The organism is Campylobacter iguaniorum (assembly GCF_000736415.1).
GTDB lineage: Bacteria > Campylobacterota > Campylobacteria > Campylobacterales > Campylobacteraceae > Campylobacter > Campylobacter iguaniorum.
The window spans coordinates 1,428,593-1,445,020 of the sequence record NZ_CP009043.1 but is presented as its reverse complement, the minus strand read 5'-3'; the positions used below and the strand labels follow the sequence as shown (position 1 = coordinate 1,445,020).

Below are 16,428 nucleotides of genomic sequence, written 5' to 3'. Positions count from 1 at the left end.
TATAATCTTTGGCTCTTAAAGGATAAATAATGAAAATCATAAAAGCAAAATATATAATAACTTGTAATGAAAAATTTGATATTTTAGAAGATTTTGCAGTTGCTTTTGATGAGAAAATTCGTAGTATTGCTAAATTTGACGAGCTTGCAAAAACTTATCCGAATGCTGAAATTTTGGACTTTAGCAATGATATTTTGATGCCAGCATTTATAAATCCGCACACTCATCTTGAGTTTAGCTCAAATGTTTCAAGCCTGAGTTATGGCGATTTCATAAACTGGCTTAAAAGCGTGATAAATAATAGAGAAAGTTTGAGCGCTGAGGCTAAAAAATCAGCCATGCAAAACGCTATTTTAGAGATGATGAAAAGCGGCGTGGGGACTATCGGCGAGATTTCTAGCTTTGGGAGTGATATTGAGATTTGTGCCAGCTCACAAGCGAGATTTGTGTTTTTTAGTGAGATTTTGGGCTCAAGTGATGAGGCGGTAGGGGCAAATTGGGATAAATTTATGGATAGATTTGAGAGGGCAAATAACTTTAAAAGTGATAAATTTATCCCAGCGATTTCTGTGCATTCGCCTTACTCAACTCACCCAAAACTTACTAAAATGGCGCTAAATTTGGCCAAAGAGCAAAATTTGGTAATTTCTACTCACTTTTTAGAAAGTGAACATGAAAAAAACTGGCTAGAAAGCGGAAATGGCGAGTTTAAAAACTGGCTTATGAGCTTCAATAAATTTGCCAAGCCAATGTATGATCCAAGCTCATTTTTAGCGTATTTTGAGGGGGCTAAAACTCTTTTTACGCACTGCGTTTTTGCTGATGATTATCTTAGTAAATTTGACCCCAAATTTCACTCTATAACTCATTGCGTTCGCTCAAACAGACTTCTAAGCAAAAAAAAGCTAAATTTGCAAAAAGTTTTAAATGCTAAAATCCCTGTAAACATCGCTACAGACGGACTTAGCTCAAACAACACTCTTAACTTTTTTGATGAGCTTAGGGCTTGTTTATTTACTCATAGCGATATGGAGATTTTAGCCCTTGCAAAAACGCTTCTTAGCGCATCTACAAGCTGGGGGGCTAAGGCCTTAGGGCTAGAAAATGGGGTTATAGAAGTTGGTAAAGAAGCCGATATAAGCGTGTTTGGTGGGTTAAATTTGCAAGAGTTAGATCAACTTGCCTTGCAACTCATACTCCATACAAAGGAGGTTAAAAATTTATATATCAAAGGTGAATTATGCAAATTTTAAAGATGATTTTTGCGCCATTTGTGGCTGTTTTTAAGTTTGTCAATACTTATTTTAAAAGTTCGATTTTTTTCTTGATTGTTGTGCTGATTTTGGCAAACTCAAGCACTCCAAAAGTGCCAAATTTAGCCACTATTGACATTAAAGGCGAGATAGTTTTGGCTGATGAGGTTTTGGACGAGATTTATGCTGCGATGGATGATGATAGTATAAAGGGCGTTTTGCTAGATATTGATAGTCCTGGTGGGGCATTGTCGCCAAGTATTGCGATGAGTGACGCGATAAAAGAGCTTGCAAGCAAAAAGCCAACCATAGCTTATGCGAGTGGAACAATGGCTAGTGGGAGTTATTATGCTGGGATTTGGGCGGATAAAATCTACGCAAACCGCGGTAGCTTCATCGGATCGATTGGCGTGATAATGCAAGGTGCAAATATCAAAGAGTTAGCCGATAAAATCGGTATTAAAGCCCAAACCATAAAAGCTGGTAAATTTAAAGAAGCTGGGACATTTGCAAGGCAGTGGAGCGATGAAGAAAAAGCAGAGCTTCAAGGGCTGATAGATAGAAGCTACGAGATGTTTTATACCGATGTGGCGAGTGCTAGAGGGCTTGATGTAAAAGCTAAAGATAACTGGGCAAATGCAAGAGTATTTTTGGGCAGTGAGGCTGTGAGCTTGGGGCTAATCGATGATGTAAAAAGCATAAAAGAGGCTAAAGATGAGCTAGCTAGCCTATCTGGAGTGAGCAAGCAAATCTGGAAAGAAAAACCAGTCATGGATAAATTTATATCAAATTTAACCAAAGAAAGTGCAAATTTGATGATGAAAGTGTTTTTTGGAGGCGAGATTAGATGAGGGTGCATTCACTGCATATCGGCAAGATTCAAAAGGTAAATGGCGCAAATGTGAGCTTCGAGACTGGAATGCTTAAAAATAGCGTAGAGGGTGAGCTGTTTTGCTCTAAAAGTGGCTTTGAAGGCGATGAGATAAGCGACACAAAACACCACGGCGGAGAGCAAAAAGCTGTGTTTGCAAATAGCTTGCAAAATTATGAAATTTGGAGTAAATATCTTGGTAAAGAGATGAAAATAGGCTTCATGGGCGAAAATCTCTGCATCGATGGTATGGATGAAAATAGCGTCCACGTGGGCGACGTGCATAAAATCGGCTCTATTATCTTGCAAGTGAGCCAACCAAGAAAGCCTTGTTTTAAGATAGCTGGAGTTTGGGATGAGAAAAACTTCACAAAAGAGATTTTCAAAACTGGGCTTACTGGCTGGTATTACCGTGTTTTGAGTGCTGGGAGTTGCAAGGCTGGAGATGTGGTAGAAGTGATAGAAAAAGACGCGGCAAATATGAGCGTAATGGAGGTAAATCAGCTATTTTACGCACCAAAACAAAACGAGCATTTGCTAAGCAAATTTAAGGAGCTAAAAACCATAGCTCCAGGCTGGGATAAAACGGTAAAAGAGCGAACTGATGGGATTTATGATGACTCATATATGAGCCAGCTTTGAGCTTTTATGCCTAAAATTTACGCCCAAACCCTAAGAGGTTTGGGATAAAATCTAACTTTATCATTTATCAAATTTAATTCATTGTTTTGTCTGTTTAATTTATCATCTTCTTTATTTAATCCACTATTTTCTTTTGTATCTTGATTTTGATCTATCTTAGTGTAAATTTGATCTACTATTATGCTTTTACCATCATTTGTATGAAGTGCAAATTTACCATTTAATAGTTTATTTATTATCTTTACTCCAAGCTCTTTTAAAGATTTTGTTTGTACTTCGCCTGTAAGCTTATCTTTTATATTTGCCATACTTACACTTAAATCTAAGCTTTGATTTAATTCATCTTCACTCATAAAATCAGCGTTTATATTTAGCTCAATATCAAATGCTTTGCCACTATCTTTATATAGCTTATCTACATTTATCTCTCTTCCACTATTAAATCTAAGAGTAAATGTTCCATTTTTGTTTATTCTTATAGCACTTAGTGCGTCTGTGTCTTTTAGCATATTAGCTGCTAAACTTCTATCACTCTCAAAGCTATTTTTGACTTTTTCTAGGTTTGCTAGGGTAAATTTAAGGCCAGTTAGATTGGTGAATTCTTTTTCTAAATTTAGCATTAGAGTTGATTTAAGGCTAGGATTTTTTATAATATCCACAAACTCAGCTAAAATCTCACTACTAGCACTCTGTTTATAACTATCAAAAAATCCATTTAATGCATTAATCTCAGCCATATAATCTTCATATAAAGAGTTAAATTTAGAGTATTGGTTATATGAGCCTACTTTATCATTTGAGTAATTAAGCTCTTCTAATTTATAATTGCCATTAAATCCTTTTTTGGCATAAGCCAGATTTGCTAATCCTTGTAAGTCTGAAGCATCTATCCAGCCATCTTTATCAGCTAGTTTAGAAAGCTCTTTTATATCATTGTTATTCATACTCTCATATCTAATTTCAGCTTTAAAGTTAGAATAGGGATTATATGAGTTTATCATATCAAATTGTTGTTTATATGTCTTTTCATCCCAGCCATTGCCACTTACATCTTTTTTCCATTTATTTAAGGCATTACTTTTACTATCTATAAAATCTTTTAGATTTATACTATCAACTACTTCACTAAGCTTCTTTATTATCTCATTTCCATTCTCATCATAAGCCCTAACTTTTAGTTTATCAAAGTAATCATCATTTTTATCTACAAACCCATTGCCATCACTATCAAATCTAAATAGCTGTGAATTTGAGTTAAAGCTTCCAACGCCTAATTTATCATTATCCCCAGCTAAATCTAAAAATAATTCAGCTTTACCAAATTTGGTGTTGATTAAATTTGAGTTTGCATAGGAGTTAAGGTAGTAGGAATTTGGGATTGCTTGGTTTGGGTTTGAGTAGTTTTTAATCTCATAATGCTCAGCATCTGGAGTGAATTTATTTGCGTAGCTTATGTTTTGCAAAAATGGTGTAGATATGTGTAACTCCAAATTTTTATTAGGTTCTGGCTTTTTATAATTTCCTAAGATATCGTTAGTTTGGCTAATTGTCATATCATCTATGACGCCGTAAGTCAAAAAGCTTAATTTGCCTTTAGCGATTGATATTTCATCATTTTTTATAATTAATTCACCATTTTTTAATTTTATATCAGTAGCCGATATATTTACTTTGCTAGAGTTTAGGTATAAAAGTTTGTCGATGACAACAGTATCCACGTCTATTTCGATGTTGCCTTTTACATATGGTTTATATTTTTGCATAAACTGCAATGCGTCGTACGAAAATCCTCTTTGCAGATTTAAATACATTTAAACACCTTATATTTTATTCATAAATCGGTAATAATAAAAATAAATTTATATATCACAAATTTAACACTTGTTATCTTAATATATTTTAGTTTATTTTAGAGTGGAGTTATTGTATTTGAATTTTGTTTTAAGGATAAATTTATAAAAGCTTGGGGGGGGGGGGCGGAGATCCGCAAACCCAAGCTAAATTTGATTAAATTCCACTAAATATTAATGAAGTTTAGACCAGATTTTTCTTTTCCAAGCCCAAGCGAAGATGCCAAGGATTAAGAAATAGCCCATCATATAAAGTGATGTAGTTTCTCTCTCAGCCTTTTTGCTATCGCCGACTTTTTCCATGTATGATATGACTTGTGATTGGGCTTTTTCATTTAAGCCGACACGAGGCATAGCAGTACCTGGAAGCATTTTTTGAGTATCGTTGATGAAGTTGTTTAGATAATCATTGCTTCTAGATCTGATATACATAGATAGATCAGGAGGTGTCATACCAAGATAAGCTGCTATGCTTTGTTTGTTGCCATTTGTAAATACGTTTGCGTATTTCATATCGTGACATCTTGAACAGCTATTTACGAAGACTTCTTTGTCGCTCATCTCTTTTGGAGCTATGCTTTTGAAGTACGCTACAAGGTCAGCTACTTCGGCATTTAGATCACCACCAGCGCCCATGAATGCAGTCATTGGGAATGGATTATTGTCGTTAAATTTATGACTAACTTTAAGTGCTATAGCTGGATCTTTGATAAGTGCAGCTAGGAATTTAGGGTCATATAAATAGCCTATATCGCTTAGATCTGGAGGAGTTACGCCAAAGCTTTCGCTAGCGCTTCTATCGTCCATTGGAGCTGGGATATTAGCGGTTTTGATACCGTGACATCCAGTACATCCAGCAGCATTTACTAGCTCAGCGCCTTTTGCAGCGTCACCTTTTGCAAGGTCAATTGAGTTTATATCATTCCAAAACGCTGTATATTTGTCTAAATTTGCTTTAGTATCATTTAGAGTTTTTGTAGCTGATTTGATGATATCTTCATTGCCGCTTGCTTTTGCTGCTTCTAGAGCTTTATTTGCAGCTTGCTCATTTGTTTTTGCTAAATTTACATCTTCTTTAGCGAAGTCAAAATTTGCAGGTTCAACGTGAGGGTTTAAAACTGAATGTGCGTAAGGCTCAACTCCCCAGTAGATTATACCTGTAACTATAACTACTACTATAAACGCCTTTAACTCTTTCATTTATTCCCCTTTCTTTCCATGATTGTTATAACAGGAAGCACGACTAATAATAGTGCTAGATAAGCAACAGAAGAGAAGAATCCAATCCATGCGTTAAATCCTGTTGGTGGAAGTTTTCCATATACTGTTAGGATGATAAGGTCTATTATAAGTAACCAAAACCATACGAAAAATCCTTTTCTTTTATGAGCTGGAGCGACAACGTCACTTCTGTCATAAAGCGGCATGAAAAATAGTGAAATACCAGCAAATGCCATAGCTAAGGCACCAAGATCTGCAGCTTTCATAGGTCCAATATCGAAGAAGAATCCACGTAAAATCTCATATTGCCACAAGAAATACCACTCAGGGTAGATATGTGTAGGAGTTTTTGCAGCGTTTGCAGGATCGAAGTTGATAGGATCCATAGCAAAGCCAAAGTGGAAACCTACTAAATATGTAAAGAATATCATAAAGAAACTTACATACATGAAGTCTTTACTTAAAAATCCTGGCCAAAATGGAATAACTTTTGAATTTTTTGTATCGCCACTTAGGTATTTTTCAGCTTCAAGCTCAAAATCTATCTCTTCACCCTCAAGGTTGTTTACGTGAGGAACTCTTAGAGTGTAGAAGTGGATCACGATTATCATGATAAGTACTATAGGAAGTAAGCAAACATGAAGCATAAAAAATCTTGTAAGTGTAGGATCACTAACTGCGTAATCTCCTCTAATCCACTCTACAAGAGCATCACCGATCACAGGAACACCACCAAAAAGTTGAGTGATAACTTGCGCTGCCCAGTAGCTCATTTGTCCCCAAGGTAGCATATATCCGCTAAATGCCTCAGCTGAGAAAACTAAGAAAAGTAGCATACCACTTATCCATATCATCTCACGACCTTTTTTGTATGAACCATAATAAATTCCTACAAACGCGTGGATATAAATGATAAGGAATATAACTGAAGCTGCAACTGCGTGCATATGACGCCATAGCCAGCCATACTCGACTTCTTGCATGATAGTGTAGTTTACGCTATCAAATGCTAAATTTGCATCTGGTTTGTAGTACATTACAAGTAGTAGTCCAGTTACAAATAAAACTGTAAATAAAACAGTCAAAATAACGCCCATTGCCCAAAGAAAGTTGATGTTTTTTGGGATCCAGTATTGACCGGCTAGAACGTTCCATAATTTTGTTAGAGCGATTCTTTGGTCAAACCAATCTTTAACGCTAGTAGCTTTTGTAATATGTGCCATTTTTCCTCCCTTACGCTATGCCGGCTAGTTTTTTGTATTCTGGGCCTTCTTCGCCTAGAACAAGCTTAGTGCCGTCTATTTTAAATGGTGGAATATCAAGTGGTCTTGGTGGTGGTCCAAATGTATTTACTCCACTTGCGTCAAATTCGCCTCCGTGACATGCGCATTTAAACATCATATCGCTTGGGCTCCAGCTAGGAATACAGCCAAGGTGAGTACAAAGGCCGATTGCTACCATGTATTTGTCCTCGCCTATTACTACATCTCTTGCTGGGTTTGGTTTCATATCAGCATTTTTCTTGATGATAAAAATAGGCTTTTTACGCCACTCTACTTGGCGAAATTCTCCTGCTTGCATGGGGCTTAGATCCACAGTCGTAAAACCAGCTGCTTTTACGCTTGGAAGTGGATCCCAAGACTTTTTCATACCAACAAGAGCAAAAGCGCCGCCCACAGCAGCAACAGCGCCGAACGCCATGCCGATAAAATCACGTCTTTCTTGCTTCTTAACAGACATTTTTTTCCTTTCAATTTGATTATTTATTTATTTTTTGTATCTATCAAATTTAATAATTTGTAATAAACTAAAATTGCAAAATTTATCCTAAATAGTGCAAAACCAGCTTAGAACCTACAATTTTATCATTTTATAATTAAAAATTTATTTAATTTATTGATTTTTGTAAGAAAATTTATTATATGCTAATTTTATTCTTAATTTATTATTTTATGATAACAAAAGTGTAATGGCTAAACTCAGCATAATAACTCCTATGATAAACTCAAGTATTTTCCAAGACAATGGCTTTTGAAATAGTGGTATCAAAACTCTAGCTGCGTATCCAAGACTAAAGAAAAATACAAAAGAAGCGCTCATCGCCCCAAATCCAAAATACCAAGCCAACTCGCCAAATTTAAGCGAAAATGAGCCAATTATCATCACAGTATCAAGATAAACGTGCGGATTTAGCCAAGTAAAGGCTAGCGTGACGAGCGCTATTTTGGCTAAACTTGAATGTGAGTTTTGGCTATCTGGTATTTGGTGAGAGAGTTTAAGGGATGAATAAAAGCTCTTTAAAGCATAAATAAATAAAAATGCAAATCCGCCGTATTTGGCTATCAAATTTATATATGGAAATTCTTTAGATATATAGCCAAATCCACCCACGCCAAGACTTATTAAAATAGCGTCAGATAGCGAGCATATCAGCACGACAGCCAAAATATGCTCCTTTTTGATGCCTTGTTTTAGCACAAAGGCATTTTGAGCGCCAATGGCTAAAATAAACGACAGCCCAAGGCTAAATCCAGATATAAACGCATTTATCATTTAGCGTTTTTGCTGTGATACTTTATAGCGATGTGAAGTATGTCTATGGCTGCTGGCGTGATTCCGCTGATGTTTGAGGCGGCTGCTAGAGTAGGTGGGGCGAATTTATTTAGCTTTTCTACTACTTCGTTGCTTAGCCCGCTTATACTTTTAAACTCAAGATCGCTTGGGATTTTGATATCTAAAAGCCCTTTCATCTTTTCTACTTCGATTTGTTGTTGGGCGATGTAGTGATAGTATTTGGCTTCAGTAAGCACTAAATTTAGGCTCTCATCATCTAAATTTGCGAAATATTCATCAAGCTTTTTTAGTTTTTCTATGGTGAAGCTTTTTCTAGCCACTATTTTTTGGAGTGCTACTTTTTCATTTATAGCGTCTTCATCCATGCTGGCTAAAAATGCCAAATTTTCTTTATTTGGGCTAAGCTCTTTAGTCAGAAGTATCTCCATTCCACGCTCTAAATTTGCCTTTAGTTTCATCATATTTTCATAAGCATCTTGCGGAAGAAGTCCGATCTCATGCCCATACTGGCTCAGACGCAAATTTGCATTTTCTTCACGTAAAAGTAGCCTAAACTCAGCCCTGCTTGTAAACATTCTATAAGGCTCTTTTGTGCCTTTTGTGACAAGGTCATCGATAAGCACGCCGATGTAGCTCTCATCACGTCTTAGTATGAGCGGTTCACGGTTTTGGACGCTTAGGGTTGCGTTGATTCCAGCCATTAGCCCTTGCGCTGCTGCTTCTTCGTATCCTGTGGTGCCATTTATCTGACCAGCTAGATACAGACCTTTTACTTTTTTGGTTTCAAGAGTGTGTTTTAACTCTGTTGGTGCGACGTAGTCATACTCGATCGCATATCCGTGGCGAACGATTTTAGCATTTTCGAAGCCTTTTACTGAGTGGAGCATCTCTACTTGAGCGTCGTATGGTAAGCTTGTAGAAAAGCCGTTTATATAGTATTCTGTGGCTTCAAGAGTTTGAGGTTCGATAAAAAGATGATGGCGGTCACGATCCCCAAAGCGGTTTATCTTATCTTCAATACTTGGGCAATATCTTGGGCCAATTCCGTGAATTTGACCTGTGAAAAGTGGCGCGCGATCGAAGTTTGAGCGGATTATGTCGTGAGTGGTTTCATTGGTGTATGCGATGTAGCAAGGGAGTTGCGTTGGGTTAAAATCCTTTGTGCGGAAGCTAAATGGAGCTGGATTTTCATCGCCGTTTTGTAATTCAAGCACACTAAAATCAATGCTTTTAGCTAGCACTCTTGGGCATGTGCCAGTCTTTAGTCTGCCCATTTCAAAATTTAGACTTTTAAGCGAGCTTGAAAGCGTTTTGCTACTTAGCTCACCCACGCGACCCGCCTCAAGCTTGTTAAATCCCACGTGAATAAGACCGTTTAGGAATGTACCAGTTGTGATGATGAGTTTTTTGGTGTTATAAGTATTATCAAGGTGAGTTTTTACGCCACAAATCTCGCCATTTTGAGTAAGAATCTCAGTAGCTATCTCTTGAGTGACCTCTAAATTTGGCGTATTTAGCAAGATATTTCTCATGTAAATTCTATATCTATCCATGTCGATTTGAGCGCGTGAGCCACGTACTGCTGGGCCTTTGCTCTCATTTAAGAGGCGAAACTGAATACCACAATTATCAGTAGTAAGCGCCATTTGTCCGCCAAGTGCGTCTATTTCTTTGACAAGGTGACCTTTAGCAAGTCCTCCGATGGCTGGGTTGCAGCTCGCAGCTCCGATTTGCTCAGCCAGAATGGTTATAAGCATGGTTTTAGCGCCCATTCTAGCAGCTGCTAGGCTTGCTTCTACTCCAGCGTGTCCACCACCGACAACTATCACATCATAATTCATAATAAAACCTTTATTTTTTTCGAATTTGACATTTTATCAAATTTAGTGTAAAAAAAGTATAAATTGGGATAAATTTAAACTCTTTTTTATTTTATCAAGAAGCCAAATTGTGTAAATTTGATACAAATTTAAACTAAATCATTATACTTTGCTTTTAAAATTATAAATTTATAACGATATAAGCTCATTTTGGGTTAAATGCAAAGTAAAATAATTCATAGAATTGATTGTAAAAAAAGCATAAATTACATATAATTACGCAATTAAATTTAGGAAAAAACGTGTTTAATGGACTTATAAGAGAGATAGCAAAAGTAGTCAAATTTGACGGCAAGACCTTGAGTTTGGCAGCAAATTTTAAGCCAAATCTTGGCGATAGTATCGCTGTAAATGGAGCTTGCTTGAGCGTGGTTAGTGTGAGTGAAGGCGGATTTAGCGTGGAGCTTAGTAGTGAAAGTAAAGAGCTTCTAGCCATAGAAAACTACAAAAATAGAGTGCATATCGAGCCAGCCATGAGGCTAGGAGATAGGCTGGACGGGCATTTGATGCAAGGACACATCGACGCGCTTGGCGTGATAACCAAAATCGAACCACTAAAAACTGGGGTAAATTTCTACATCAAATTACCAAAAAACATAATGCACCTTGTCGCTACTAAAGGCTCTATCGCAGTCGAGGGCGTGAGTCTGACGATAAATGAAGTCCTAAGCGACTCTGTGCGTCTGACAATAATCCCAATCAGCCTTAAAGACAGTCTTTTTGGGGAGTTTGAAGTCGGCAGGCGGGTAAATATCGAAACGGATTTGCTGGCAAGGTATTTGGAGCGAATGCTAAATTTGCCCAAAAAAGATGAGCTGAGCTGGGAGAAGGCTGATTTTTATGCTAGTTTGTACTGATGATGACTTTGCTTTTGCTGGGTTTAGCTCTAAATTTGGTGGGGTTAGCAAGGGTAAATTCGCTGGGCTAAATTTAGCCACTCATGTCGGCGATGAGCTGGGCAATGTGGAGCAAAATAGAGAGATTTTAAGGCAAAAAATAGGGGCAAAAAAGCTTATTTTTATGGAGCAAATCCACAGCGACGTGGTGAGTGAAATCTCAAATTTAGACGCTAAAATCCCGCCTTGTGACGCACTCATAACTGGCCTAAAGGGCGTGGCGATCTGCGTGATGGTGGCGGATTGTTCGCCGATTTTGGTGCTTGATAGAGCGTCTCCAAAAGTCGCAGTGATCCACGCAGGACGCGCTGGAGTAATCAGCAAAATTTTAAGCAAAACCATAAGAAAAATGGGTTCAAATCCAGCAAATTTAGAAGTGATAATCGGCCCAAATATCAAGGGAAATTGTTATGAAATAGGGGATTTGGATCTTGGAGCATTTAACGCATTTAAAAATGGAGCTAAATTTGACATGGACGCAGCTTTGAAAAATGAGCTTGAGAGCTTGGGCGTAGCGAGTTATAAATTTAGCCAAATTTGCACGCATTGCGATGAGAGATTTTACTCATATAGAAGAGACGCTATTACTGGCAGGTTTTGCGGATTTGCTTATTTGAGGGACTAAAATACAAAAAGGAGTTTGTAAATGGGAGCTATGAAGAGGGTTTGGGACTATATCATTGTATCGATGAATGGCATGGCGTATGGCTTGTTTGCGACGCTTATTATAGGAGTAATATTTGACCAAATTGGTAAGCTTAGTGGATTTGGCGTTTTGAGTGATTTGGGCGGGATATTAAAAGGGCTAACTCACGTTGGTATTGGCGTGGGGATTGCTTGGGCTTTGAAATTTAATGGTATAAAAATGATATGCGTCGCGGCTGCTGGTGGGCTGTGCGGAGCGATAAATGATCCTTTTGTTACTTATTTTGTGGTGATTTGTGCTAGCTTGGTGCTAAGATATGTGATGAGCAAAAAAACGCCTTTAGATATCGTTTTGGTGCCACTTTTTAGCCTTTTTATGTCTTACATGTTTTATCTTTTGATAGCTGATAGCGTGCATCTTGTGACTACCACGCTTGGCGAGTTTGTGAGTAGTGCGACCACAAAGCAGCCATTTGTGATGGGCATCGTCGTGGCTGTCTTGATGGGGATGGCTTTGACTGCGCCGATTTCGAGCGCTGCGATAGCTATCGGGATAAATTTGGACGGTATCGCTGGTGGGGCTGCTGTTGTCGGGTGCTGCGTGCAAATGCTTGGCTTTGCTGTGATGTCAAGGCGGGATAATAACATAGGCATGGTTATTTCAGTGGCTGTTGGCACTTCGATGTTGCAGTTTAAAAACATACTCAAAAAGCCTATTATTTGGTTGCCACCTATCATAGTTTCGGCTATTTTAGGACCGGTTGCGACTACTATTTTTGAGCTAGAATGTACTAAATTTGGTGCTGGAATGGGAACTAGTGGCTTTGTAGGGCAGATCCAGACATTTGGGGCAGGTGGAGCAAATGCGTTTTGGGGAGTTATGATTTTGGAGATTTTAGCGCCTTTAATTTTAGTCTTTGGGCTTGATATAATGTTCCGTAAATTTGGCTTCATCAAAGACGGCGATTTGAAAATTTGAACTAAGGATAAATATGTATGATGAGTTTAAAACGCAGGATTTAGACACGCTTAAAATAATCCAAAATGATAAAAAATTTGGCTCGATATTTGGCGGAAATGTTCAAATTTTAGAGATTTTACTAGCCAAAAAAGATATTAACTTGCAAGCTCAAGACCTTCAAAAAATAGCTGGGATCTTTGAAGGTTTAGAGCGTATCAAAGAAAACTCACAGCTAAGTAAATCCTAATCAAGCACTTAGTTTGATACAACTTGTAGCGAATTTCTCCACATCGTCTTGATCGTGAGTAACTAAGATAGAGGTGATTTCAAAAGAGGTTAAAATCTCTTTTATCTCGCTTCTTATCTCATCTTTTAGGTGTGAGTCCAGCGCAGAAAATGGCTCATCTAAAAGCAGTAGCTTGGGGCTTGGGGCAAGGGCTCTTGCTAGAGCTACTCTTTGTTGTTGGCCGCCACTTAGTGCGTGTGGGTAAGAAGAGGCGTATGACTCAAGGCTCACTACTTTTAGCAGCCTATTTACCACATCTTTTATCTCATTTTTTTTCATGATATTTTTTAGCCCAAATGCTATATTTTCACTGACATTTAGGTGCGGGAAAAGCGCGTAATCTTGAAACAAATATCCGATATTTCTTTTGTTCGGCGGGGTAAATGTGATGTCTTTGCCCTCAAGGATTATGCGTCCACTACTAGCCATTTCAAACCCAGAAATAAGACGCAAAATAGTGCTTTTGCCACTTCCGCTAGCACCACAAATTGCAAGTTTTTGCCCTTTTTCTAGGCTGAGATTAAATTTATTTATGATTTTATCTTTTTCGTAGCCAAAATCAAGCTCACTAATATGTAAAAAACTCAAATTTTATCCTTTTTTTGGATTTTATAAAACAAACTCAAAAGCACAAAACAAAATACAATAATGATAAGAGACGGCACGGCAGTCATCGCAAGCTGCTCATCACTGGCGTATCTGTCTATCTCAAAAGCAAGGGTTCTAAAATTTGGCGGGGAGAGCAGCGAAGAGAGCGGAAGCTCTTTGATAATCTCTATAAATATAAGTATAAAAGCACTGTAAATGCTGGTCTTAATCATCGCGAAATCCACCTTAAAAAATGTCGCCAAACGCCCATATCCAAGGCTCAAACTAGCTTCATAACAGCTTTTGTTACAGGCTTTTAGCCCAGCTTCTATGCCATTATATCCAAGCGATAAAAACCTAATCACATAAGCAAATATCAGTATCACGGGGCTTAGGGTCAAAAATAGGCTTTTTTCAATGCCCAAAAAGCCATAAACGCTAGCTAGATGCTTGTCACACCATATAAAAATCATAAGCATACCTATAGCTATCACGCTTCCAGGCACACTGTAGCCGATATTTGCTAGCGAATTTGAAAGTAGCTTTGCCTTGCCTTTTTGAAAGCGTGAAACCAAGGTCAAAAACAAGCTTATAACGATGATAAAAATCGTAGAAAAAATCGTAAGAAGTAGCGTGTTTTGGCTGATATCAAAGACATGAGCCCAGTTGGTACTCTCAAAACTTCTATTTATCCATACGAGTAAATTTATCATCGGAAATAAAAAGCTGATAAAAAATACTGCAAAAAACGCTCCAATTACAATAATTTCGGATTTTTTAGAGAGTTTTTGCAGCTTTTGGCGACGAGTTTTGCTCGTAGTCATCATAGTAGGTTTCCTAAAAATCCTCTCTACAAACAAAAAGAAAAACACAATTAAAAGTAAAATCCCAGCTAGCTTAATAGCTGCATTTATGTCTGAGTATCCGACCCAAGCCTTGTAAATCCCAGTGCTAAAAACATGCACGCCATAGTAGTTTGGCGTGCCAAATGCGTTTAAGCTCTCCATTACGCAAAGCGAAGCTCCAGCTACAATAGCAGCCCTGCTAAGTGGCAAGATAACCTTAAAAAATATATAAGTATCGCTCTTACCAAGGCTTTTTGCGCTCTCTATTAAATTTACAGAAAATTTAGCCAAAAATCCACGCAAAATAATATAAACATATGGAAAAAACGAGATTGTAAAGATAAAAATCACTCCATAAATATTCATCATATCAAAGTGCACTTTTATACCAAATTCACTTCTAAGCCACGCAACAAGCCAGCCAGAATAGCTGAAAAAATCAGCGTAAATATAAGCAAAAAGATAGTTTGGCACGGCAAACGGAAGCACTAAAGCAAATTTGAAAAATTTTTTAAATCTAAACTCATAAAAACTTTCAAAATACGCTAGAAAAACTCCAATAATAGTGGTAAATAAAGCCGTGAAAAATACGATAATAGAGCTATTTATAAGGTATTCATTCAAGCTAGAATCAAGCAAAGAGCTAGTTTGTTCGCTTGAGCTATTAAAGATATTTAGCAAGATATAAAATATCGGTGCTATTATCAAAAGCAAGGTAAAATAAGATGCCAGATTCCAAAAATCCAGCATCTTAATACGATTTTTTAGCTTTAGCAAGGCTTATTTCCAGCCGGCTTTATCAGCTATTTGCCCAGCTTTGATAAGGTTTTTGCCTATTTCATCAAAGCTTATATTGCTTACTTTAAATTCACCCCAATCTTTCATTGTTTGAGGGATTTTTACATTTGGATTGGTTGGGAATTCGAAGTTGTGATTGACAAACAGTTCTTGAGCCTCACTTGTACTCAAAAACTCTACAAATTTAACCGCCTCAGCGTAATTTTTTGTATATTTTGTCACGCCAGCACCACTTAAGTTTATATGAGTTCCGCCGTCATTTTGATTTGGAAAAAATATGCGAAGAGTTTTATAAACTTCTTGGTCTATTGGATCCTTTGAAACTGACATTCTACCTATATAATAGCTATTCATGATAGCGATTTTGCCTTCTCCTGCGACTATGGCTTTTGCTTGATCGCGGTCATTGCCTTTTGGATTTCTAGCGAAGTTTTTTACTAGATTATCAGCCCATTTTTGAGTTGCTTCCTCGCCGTCTTTTGCTATCAAAAACGCAATTAAATGCCTATTATACGACGCGGTTGATGAGCGAGTTAAAATTTGGTCTTTGAACTTAGCATCGCTCAACGCCTCATAAGTAGAAAGCTCTTTTACGTCTGTTTTGCTTGGATCATAGGCTAAAATACTAGCCCTATAAGTCACGCCTATCCAGTTTTTGTCTGCATCCATTAAATTTGACGGAATGTTTTGGTCTATAATTTTTGAGTTTATTGGTTGGAGTAGTCCTTTTACCTTTGCAGTGTATAAATCTCCCACACCAACAGTCATGAAAACATCAGCCGTAGTGTCTTTGCCCTCAAGCTCAAGCTTCCCTATTAGGGATTGAACCTTGTCTTGAATGACATTGACTTTTATGCCAGTTTGCTTGGTAAATGCATCGATTACTAGCTTATCTGAGTCATAATGACGAGATGAATAGACGTTTATATCAGCCATTAGGGCAGAAGCAGCAAATAAGGACAAAAGTGCGGTTAGTTTTTTCATTCATAGTTCCTTTATTAATAGTATTGATATCTATTATCATAGTACGAATGATACAGAAATGCTTCTTAAAATAAGATAAAATTATTCCTATTCAAATTTAATAAATCTAAATTTAGCAAACTTAGTTTTAGTTT

16 protein-coding genes are annotated in these 16,428 nt (G+C 37.4%); 7 read left to right on the top strand and 9 right to left on the bottom strand.

Annotated elements, in window-relative coordinates; genetic code table 11:
* The first annotated feature begins 29 nt into the window (after positions 1–29).
* The 3 genes from mqnF to CIG1485E_RS07265 are packed head-to-tail and all read left to right on the top strand — an operon-like array spanning position 30 to position 2,766.
* The gene (gene mqnF, locus CIG1485E_RS07275) at positions 30–1,253 is read left to right on the top strand and encodes an aminofutalosine deaminase family hydrolase (protein WP_038455022.1); all 1,224 of its coding nucleotides are present in this window, start codon (positions 30–32) and stop codon (positions 1,251–1,253) included.
* The gene (gene sppA, locus CIG1485E_RS07270) at positions 1,241–2,104 is read left to right on the top strand and encodes a signal peptide peptidase SppA (RefSeq protein ID WP_038455019.1); all 864 of its coding nucleotides are present in this window, start codon (positions 1,241–1,243) and stop codon (positions 2,102–2,104) included. Before mqnF ends, sppA begins: the two co-directional genes overlap by 13 nt.
* A complete protein-coding gene (locus CIG1485E_RS07265) occupies positions 2,101–2,766 on the top strand; it encodes an MOSC domain-containing protein (protein WP_038455017.1) in 666 nt (221 codons plus the stop codon). The genes sppA and CIG1485E_RS07265 overlap by 4 nt, the downstream gene beginning before the upstream one ends.
* A gap of 17 nt (positions 2,767–2,783) precedes the next feature.
* Here CIG1485E_RS07265 and CIG1485E_RS07260 read toward each other — a convergent pair whose 3' ends face one another.
* From CIG1485E_RS07260 to mnmG, 6 genes are all read right to left on the bottom strand, one after another.
* Positions 2,784–4,577: a hypothetical protein gene (locus CIG1485E_RS07260; RefSeq protein ID WP_038455015.1), complete on the bottom strand. Its 1,794-nt coding sequence runs from the start codon at positions 4,575–4,577 to the stop codon at positions 2,784–2,786.
* 213 nt (positions 4,578–4,790) lie between these two features.
* Positions 4,791–5,816: a c-type cytochrome gene (locus CIG1485E_RS07255; RefSeq protein ID WP_038455014.1), complete on the bottom strand. Its 1,026-nt coding sequence runs from the start codon at positions 5,814–5,816 to the stop codon at positions 4,791–4,793.
* Complete coding sequence (locus CIG1485E_RS07250) at positions 5,813–7,060, bottom strand: cytochrome b (RefSeq protein ID WP_038455012.1); 1,248 nt, start codon at positions 7,058–7,060, stop codon at positions 5,813–5,815. Before CIG1485E_RS07250 ends, CIG1485E_RS07255 begins: the two co-directional genes overlap by 4 nt.
* Positions 7,061–7,070: 10 nt before the next feature.
* The gene (gene petA, locus CIG1485E_RS07245) at positions 7,071–7,577 is read right to left on the bottom strand and encodes a ubiquinol-cytochrome c reductase iron-sulfur subunit (RefSeq protein ID WP_038455010.1); all 507 of its coding nucleotides are present in this window, start codon (positions 7,575–7,577) and stop codon (positions 7,071–7,073) included.
* A gap of 210 nt (positions 7,578–7,787) precedes the next feature.
* Positions 7,788–8,390, bottom strand: coding sequence for a LysE/ArgO family amino acid transporter (locus CIG1485E_RS07240; protein ID WP_038455008.1), 603 nt, complete (start codon positions 8,388–8,390; stop codon positions 7,788–7,790).
* Positions 8,387–10,252, bottom strand: a complete 1,866-nt coding sequence (mnmG, locus tag CIG1485E_RS07235; protein ID WP_038455006.1) for a tRNA uridine-5-carboxymethylaminomethyl(34) synthesis enzyme MnmG — start codon at positions 10,250–10,252, stop codon at positions 8,387–8,389. Before mnmG ends, CIG1485E_RS07240 begins: the two co-directional genes overlap by 4 nt.
* A gap of 281 nt (positions 10,253–10,533) precedes the next feature.
* Here mnmG and CIG1485E_RS07230 point away from each other — a divergent pair, with 281 nt between their 5' ends.
* Genes CIG1485E_RS07230 through CIG1485E_RS07215 form a run of 4 tightly spaced genes read left to right on the top strand, consistent with a single transcriptional unit; the run spans position 10,534 to position 13,040 of the window.
* The gene (locus CIG1485E_RS07230; RefSeq protein ID WP_038455005.1) at positions 10,534–11,148 is read left to right on the top strand and encodes a riboflavin synthase; all 615 of its coding nucleotides are present in this window, start codon (positions 10,534–10,536) and stop codon (positions 11,146–11,148) included.
* Positions 11,132–11,812 (top strand): peptidoglycan editing factor PgeF, encoded by a 681-nt coding sequence (pgeF, locus tag CIG1485E_RS07225; RefSeq protein WP_038455002.1) that lies wholly within the window; start codon positions 11,132–11,134, stop codon positions 11,810–11,812. The genes CIG1485E_RS07230 and pgeF overlap by 17 nt, the downstream gene beginning before the upstream one ends.
* A 21-nt stretch (positions 11,813–11,833) precedes the next feature.
* Positions 11,834–12,811 carry a PTS transporter subunit IIC gene (locus CIG1485E_RS07220; RefSeq protein ID WP_038455000.1) on the top strand — a complete coding sequence of 326 codons (978 nt, stop codon included), beginning with the start codon at positions 11,834–11,836 and terminating at the stop codon, positions 12,809–12,811.
* A gap of 13 nt (positions 12,812–12,824) precedes the next feature.
* Positions 12,825–13,040, top strand: a complete 216-nt coding sequence (locus CIG1485E_RS07215; protein WP_038454998.1) for a hypothetical protein — start codon at positions 12,825–12,827, stop codon at positions 13,038–13,040.
* Here the strand turns inward: CIG1485E_RS07215 and CIG1485E_RS07210 are convergent, their stop codons facing one another.
* The 3 genes from CIG1485E_RS07210 to CIG1485E_RS07200 are packed head-to-tail and all read right to left on the bottom strand — an operon-like array spanning position 13,041 to position 16,294.
* The gene (locus CIG1485E_RS07210; RefSeq protein ID WP_038454996.1) at positions 13,041–13,667 is read right to left on the bottom strand and encodes an ABC transporter ATP-binding protein; all 627 of its coding nucleotides are present in this window, start codon (positions 13,665–13,667) and stop codon (positions 13,041–13,043) included.
* Complete coding sequence (locus CIG1485E_RS07205; RefSeq protein ID WP_069107397.1) at positions 13,664–15,262, bottom strand: ABC transporter permease; 1,599 nt, start codon at positions 15,260–15,262, stop codon at positions 13,664–13,666. Before CIG1485E_RS07205 ends, CIG1485E_RS07210 begins: the two co-directional genes overlap by 4 nt.
* A gap of 30 nt (positions 15,263–15,292) precedes the next feature.
* Entirely contained in the window at positions 15,293–16,294 is a 1,002-nt protein-coding gene (locus CIG1485E_RS07200; RefSeq protein ID WP_038454994.1) for a Fe(3+) ABC transporter substrate-binding protein, read from the bottom strand.
* Between the last annotated feature and the right edge of the window lie 134 nt (positions 16,295–16,428).

Excerpts from the sequence above, each read along its gene's own strand:
- mqnF (WP_038455022.1), top strand. The coding sequence starts at position 30 with ATGAAAATCATAAAAGCAAAATATATAATAACTTGTAATGAAAAATTT.
- sppA (WP_038455019.1), top strand. The coding sequence starts at position 1,241 with ATGCAAATTTTAAAGATGATTTTTGCGCCATTTGTGGCTGTTTTTAAG.
- CIG1485E_RS07265 (WP_038455017.1), top strand. The coding sequence starts at position 2,101 with ATGAGGGTGCATTCACTGCATATCGGCAAGATTCAAAAGGTAAATGGC.
- CIG1485E_RS07260 (WP_038455015.1), bottom strand. The coding sequence starts at position 4,577 with ATGTATTTAAATCTGCAAAGAGGATTTTCGTACGACGCATTGCAGTTT.
- CIG1485E_RS07255 (WP_038455014.1), bottom strand. The coding sequence starts at position 5,816 with ATGAAAGAGTTAAAGGCGTTTATAGTAGTAGTTATAGTTACAGGTATA.
- CIG1485E_RS07250 (WP_038455012.1), bottom strand. The coding sequence starts at position 7,060 with ATGGCACATATTACAAAAGCTACTAGCGTTAAAGATTGGTTTGACCAA.
- petA (WP_038455010.1), bottom strand. The coding sequence starts at position 7,577 with ATGTCTGTTAAGAAGCAAGAAAGACGTGATTTTATCGGCATGGCGTTC.
- CIG1485E_RS07240 (WP_038455008.1), bottom strand. The coding sequence starts at position 8,390 with ATGATAAATGCGTTTATATCTGGATTTAGCCTTGGGCTGTCGTTTATT.
- mnmG (WP_038455006.1), bottom strand. The coding sequence starts at position 10,252 with ATGAATTATGATGTGATAGTTGTCGGTGGTGGACACGCTGGAGTAGAA.
- pgeF (WP_038455002.1), top strand. The coding sequence starts at position 11,132 with ATGCTAGTTTGTACTGATGATGACTTTGCTTTTGCTGGGTTTAGCTCT.
- CIG1485E_RS07220 (WP_038455000.1), top strand. The coding sequence starts at position 11,834 with ATGGGAGCTATGAAGAGGGTTTGGGACTATATCATTGTATCGATGAAT.
- CIG1485E_RS07215 (WP_038454998.1), top strand. The coding sequence starts at position 12,825 with ATGTATGATGAGTTTAAAACGCAGGATTTAGACACGCTTAAAATAATC.
- CIG1485E_RS07205 (WP_069107397.1), bottom strand. The coding sequence starts at position 15,262 with ATGCTGGATTTTTGGAATCTGGCATCTTATTTTACCTTGCTTTTGATA.
- CIG1485E_RS07200 (WP_038454994.1), bottom strand. The coding sequence starts at position 16,294 with ATGAAAAAACTAACCGCACTTTTGTCCTTATTTGCTGCTTCTGCCCTA.